Raw genomic sequence first — 5,798 nt, 5'->3', positions numbered from 1 at the left:
GGGTTGGCTGATGTGGCGTACACGTTGCAGGTGGGTCGTCGGCATTTCGAGCGTCGGCGGGCGGTGGTCTGCCGCGACGCCACCCAGGCCGCGGCGGCCCTCACCGGAGCGGACCCCGAGCGGCTGCTGACCGGCCGGGCCGGCGACCTCCCACCCGCCCTCGTGTTCCTCTTCCCCGGCGGCGGCAGCCAGTACGTCGGCATGGGCCGCCAGCTGCACGCCACCGAGCCGGTCTTCGCCGAGCACCTGGACCGCTGCGCCGACCTGGCCGCCCCCCGGCTCGGCTACGACCTGCGCGAGGCGGTGCTCGCCCCCGACGGCGACCGCCGCGCGGCGGAGATCCTCGACACCACGGCGGGCCGGCTGACCGCCCTGTTCGCGGTGGAGTACGCGCTGGCCATGCTCTGGCAGTCGTGGGGCGTACGCCCCGAGGCGATGCTCGGGCACAGCAGCGGCGAGTACGTGGCCGCCTGCCTGGCCGGTGTGTTCGACCTCGCCGACGCCATCGACACCGTGGCCCTGCGCGGCCAGCTCATCGACCGGCTGCCCGACGGCGCCATGCTCGCCGTCAACCTCCCCGAGCACGACGCCGCCCGGTACGCCGGCGACGACCTCGACGTCGCGGCCGTCAACGGACCCGAGCAGACCGTGCTCTCCGGCCCGGCCGCCGCCGTCGAGGCGGCCCGGGCGGCGCTGGACGCCGACGGGGTCCGCGCCAAGCTGGTCCGGGTACGCCAGGCGGCGCACACCCGGATGCTGGACCCGCTGCTCGCCGAGTTCGCGGCGCACATGGGCACGGTCACGCTGCGGCCCCCGCAGGCGCGGGTCGGGTCCAACGTCACCGGCACCTGGCTCACCGCCGCCGAGGCCACCGACCCCGGCTACTGGGTGCGCCACCTGCGGGCCACCGTCCGCTTCGGCGACAACCTGCGCGCCGCCGCCGCCCTGCCGGACGCCGCGTTCCTTGAGGTCGGGCCGGGGCACGCGCTCGGCACGATGGCCCTGGCGATGAGCCGGGCGGCCGGCGCCGAGACCACCACCTCCATCGTGGCCTCCCTGCCCGCCGCCCCCGAGCAGGACGAGAACGAGACGCTGCTGAGCGCGCTGGCCCGGCTCTGGCTGGCCGGGGCGGCGATCGACTGGACCGCCTTCTCCGCCGGCGAGCAGCGGCGCCGGGTGCCCCTGCCGACCTACCCGTTCGAGCGTCGCCGCTACAGCCTGCTCAACGGGTCGACGCCCGTCGCCCACGAGGCGCCGGCGACGGCCGGGCCGAAGCACGACCGGCCCGACCTGCCCACCGAGTACGAACCACCGCGCACCGAGATCGAGGAGACCGTCGCGCAGGCGTGGCGGGAACTGTTGGGCTACCGGGAGATCGGCGTCTTCGACGACTTCCTGCTGCTGGGCGGGGACTCGCTGCTCACCGGCCGGCTGGTCGCCCGTCTCCAGGACACCTTCCAGGTCCCGATCACCGTCGCGGAGGCCTTCGCCCGGCGCACCGTCGCCCAGCAGGCCGACCTGCTCCAGGACCGGCTCCTCGCCGAGCTCGAAGGGCTCTCCGACTCCGAGGCCGAGCGGCTGATGAGCGAGGCGGACCCGTCGGAGGCGGGGCGATGACGGCGACCCGCGGCACCACCGCCACCTCGATTCCGCTCCGGCCCCCCGGGCGGCCCGCCCCGCTGTCGTTCCAGCAGCGCCGGCTGTGGTTTCTGGACCGGCTGGTGGGCCGGGACGCCGGCGTACACAACATGGCGATCACGCTGCGCCTGGCCGGCCCGCTCGACGTCGCGGCGCTGGACCAGGCACTGCGCCTGATCCGTACCCGGCACGAGGCGCTGCGCACGACCATCCACGACGACGGCGACGAACCGGTCCAGGTGGTCGAGCCGGTCGACGACACCCCGATCGAGACGCTGGACCTGACGGCGGTGCCCGACGACCGGCGCCCGGCGCGACTCGACGAGACCGTCGCCGCGCGCGCCCGGGAACCGTTCGACCTGCGCCGCCCGCTGATCCGTACGCTGCTGGTCCGCCTCGCCGCCGACGAGCACGTGCTACTGGTGACGATGCACCACATCATCGCCGACGGCTGGTCCGGCGGCGTGCTGGCGCAGGAGCTGGCGGAGGGCTACGCGGCCCTGCTGGCGGGCCGGCAGCCGCGGCTGCCCCACCTGCCGTTGCAGTACCCCGACTTCGCGGCCTGGCAGCGCGCGTACCTGACCGGGCCGGTCCTGGAGCGGCAGCTCGGGTACTGGCGGGACCGGCTGGCCGGCGCGCCGCTGGTGCTGGACCTGCCCACCGACCGGCCCCGGCCCGCCGTGCAGAGCCACCGCGGCGCCACCCTGCGGCTGGACCTGCCCGCCGACCTGGCCGCCGACCTGCAACGGTTCAGCCGCGCCGAGCAGGTCAGCCCGTTCATGCTCGGCCTGGCCGTCTTCGCGGTGGTGCTGTCCCGCTGGTCCGGCCAGCAGGACCTGGTCGTCGGCACGCCGGTGGCGAACCGCACCCGACCCGAGCTGGAGCACCTGTTCGGCTTCTTCGCCAACACCCTGGCCCTGCGTACGCGGCTCGACGGGGAGCTGACCCTGCGGCAGCTGCTCGACCGGGTGCGCGGCGACCTGTCGGCCGACTTCGCCCACCAGGACGTGCCGTTCGAGATGCTGGTCGACGCGCTGCACCCGGTGCGTGACCTCAGCCGGCACCCCGTCTTCCAGACCCTGTTCAGCTGGCAGGACGAGCCGATGCGGCCGTTCCGGACCGGCGAGCTGGTCGTCACGCCGATCCCGCAGCACAGCGGCAACTCCCAGTTCGACCTGTCGTTCTACGCCCACCGCACCGGCGACGACGCGGTCTTCTGCATCATCGAGTACGCCACCGACCTGTTCGACGTCGACACGGTGCGGGGGCTGGCCGACCAGTTCGTCGTCGCGCTGCGGCACGCCGTGGCCGACCCCGACCGGCCGGTGGCCCGGCTGCCGCTGCTGGACACCGCGCAGCACCACCGGGTCACCGTCACCTGGAACGACACCGCGGTGCCGGTGCCCACCGCCTGCGTGCACGACCTCGTGACGGCGCAGGCCGCCCGCACCCCGGACGCGGTCGCGCTGACCTGCGGCGGGCGGGCGCACAGCTACCGCGAGCTGGACGAGCGGGCGGAGCGGCTGGCCCACCGGCTGCGCGCGGCCGGCGCCGGCCCGGGCCGGCTGGTCGGGGTCTGCCTGCCCCGCGGCGCCGACCTGGTGGTGGCCCTGCTGGCGGTGCTGCGCTGCGGGGCGGCGTACCTGCCCCTCGACCCGGCGCACCCGGCCGGGCGGCACGCCGACCTGCTGGACGACGCCGCCGCCGAGCTGGTGGTCACCGCTGACGAGTGGGCCGACCGCTTCCCCGGCCGGCGGACGTGCCCGCCGCACGCCCCGGCCGACGACGCGGCGCCCCACACCCCGCTGCCCCGGGTCGACCCCGACGCGCCGGCCTACCTGCTGCACACCTCCGGCTCGACCGGGCGGCCGAAGGGCGTGCTGGTGCCGCACCGGGCCGTCGTCGACTTCCTGGTCGGCGTCCGGACCTGCCCGGGCCTGCTGCCGACCGACGTGGTCCTCGCGGTCAGCACCATCTGCTTCGACATCGCGCTCTACGAGGTGCTCGCCCCCCTCACCGTCGGCGCGCACGTGGTCCTCGCCACGGAGGACGACGTCCGCCAGGGCGACAGCCTGCGCCGGCTCGTCCGGGAGCACCGGGTGACCGTGCTCGACGGCACGCCCTCCACCTGGCGGCTGCTCGTCGGCGCCGGCTGGGCGGGCGGCGACCTGCGGCTGGCGGTCTCCACCGCGGAGGCCCTCACCCCGGAACTCGCCGAGCAACTGCTCGACCGGTGCCCCGAGGTCTGGAACATGTACGGCCCCACCGAGACGACGGTGTGGGCCGCCGGCCACCGCGTCCGGCGCGGCGAGCGGCCCGTCCCGATCGGCCGTCCCACCCCGAACACCCGGCTGTACGTGCTGGACGCCGCCGGCGAGCCGGTGCCGCCCGGCGTGCCGGGGGAGCTGTACGTGGGCGGCGCCGGAGTGGCGCACGGATACCTCGGCGCCCCGGCCACCACCGCCGCCCGCTTCGTGCCCGACCCGTTCGGCCCGCCCGGCGCCCGGTTGTACCGGACCGGGGACGTGGTGCGGCTGCTCCCCGACGGCGTCGTCCAGTACCTCGGCCGCTCCGACAACCAGGTCAAGCTGCGGGGCTACCGCATCGAGCTGGGCGAGATCGAGGCGACGCTGCGCCGGCACCGGTCGGTCGCCGACGTGGCGGTCCTGCTGGAGGGCGCCGACCCGGTGCGCCGGCACCTGGTGGCGTACCTGGTGGGCCGGGCCGACGACGCGCCGGACGCCGCGGAACTGCGGTCGTGGTGCGCGGCCACGCTGCCCGCGTACATGGTCCCGGCCCGGTTCGTCGCGCTGGCGGCGCTGCCGCTGAACAGCAACGGCAAGGTGGACCGGCGGGCCCTGGCGCAGACGCCCGGGACGGACCTGACCGCCGGCGCCGCCGGGCCGGGCGCGCCGCTGGGGGCCACCGCCCGCCGGGTCGCCGAGGTGTGGCGCGACCTGCTGGGCCGCGACTGCGGCCCGCACGAGAACTTCTTCGACGCGGGCGGCCACTCGCTGCTCGCGGTCGAACTCCAGCGCACCCTCGCCGACCGGTTCGGCGTGGACGTGGCGCTGCTGACCATCTTCGAGGTCCCGACCATCGTCGGGCTGGCCACGTACCTCGACGCGGCGGCCGGTCCGGCCACCACCGCGCCGGCCGGTGCCGTACCGGCCATCGACGCGGAGTACGGCCGCCGACGGCGGTCCGCCCACCGGCTCCGGCCACGAACCGGCCCGGCCATCCACCAGCCACCGAGAGGGGAAGCCCATGACGCCGGCCCGAACCGCTGAGACCAACCCGGGCACCACCACCGCGGACCTGCCCGAGGAACTGGAGAACGCCCTGGCGGTGGTCGGCCTGGCGGGCCGTTTCCCCGGGGCGTCGAACGTGGCGGAGTTCTGGCGGAACCTGTGCGCCGGGGTGGAGTCGGTGACGTTCTTCTCGCCGGAGGAGTTGGCGGCGGCGGGGGTGCCGGAGTCGGTGTATTCGCATCCGTCCTATGTGCCGGCGAAGGCGCGGTTGGACGGCGTGGAGTTGTTCGACGCGGAGTTCTTCGGGTTCAACGCGCACGAGGCGGAGATGACGGATCCGCAGCACCGGTTGTTCCTGGAGTGCGCGTGGGAGGCGTTGGAGGACGCGGCGTACGACCCGGCGCGTTTCCCGGGCCGCATCGGCGTCTACGCCGGCCAGTCCATGAACACGTACTCGCTCTACAACATGATGCGCAATCCCGCGCTGGCGCAGGCGTTCTACCTCGACTACCTGCCCATGATGATCAGCTCCAACGACGACTTCCTGGCCACCCGGGTCGCGTACAAGCTGGACCTGCACGGCCCCGCGATGACGATCCAGACGGCCTGCTCGACGGGGCTGGTGGCGATCCACCAGGCGTGCCAGTCGCTGCTGGCGGGCGAGTGCGACATGGCGCTGGCCGGCGGCGTCGGCGTGAAGATCCCGGAGAACGTCGGCCACGTCTACCGCGAGGGCACCGGCCTGTCCCCGGACGGGCACTGCCGGGCCTTCGACCGCAACGCGAGCGGGATCGTCGGCGGCAGCGGCGTGGGTGTCGTGGTGTTGCGGCGGTTGGTGGATGCGGTGGCGGCGGGGGATGTGGTGCATGCGGTGGTGCGGGGTTCGGCGGTGAACAACGACGGTGGTGG

The 5,798-nt window shown here is 75.0% G+C and carries 3 protein-coding genes; all 3 read left to right on the top strand.

What is annotated here, in order from left to right; genetic code table 11:
- Window positions 1-1,617 (top strand): acyltransferase domain-containing protein (locus tag ACZ6O2_RS36295; RefSeq protein ID WP_466026188.1); only part of this gene is annotated, 1,617 nt, incomplete at its 5' end.
- Window positions 1,614-4,928: a non-ribosomal peptide synthetase gene (locus tag ACZ6O2_RS36290; protein WP_466026187.1), complete on the top strand. Its 3,315-nt coding sequence runs from the start codon at window positions 1,614-1,616 to the stop codon at window positions 4,926-4,928. The genes ACZ6O2_RS36295 and ACZ6O2_RS36290, both read left to right, overlap by 4 nt.
- Window positions 4,906-5,798 (top strand): polyketide synthase (locus tag ACZ6O2_RS36285; protein WP_357465146.1); only part of this gene is annotated, 893 nt, incomplete at its 3' end. The genes ACZ6O2_RS36290 and ACZ6O2_RS36285, both read left to right, overlap by 23 nt.

This window comes from Micromonospora sp. NPDC048040 (assembly GCF_055587185.1).
The sequence above is the reverse complement of the archived record's forward strand: the minus strand, read 5'-3'. Positions and strand labels throughout refer to the sequence as shown.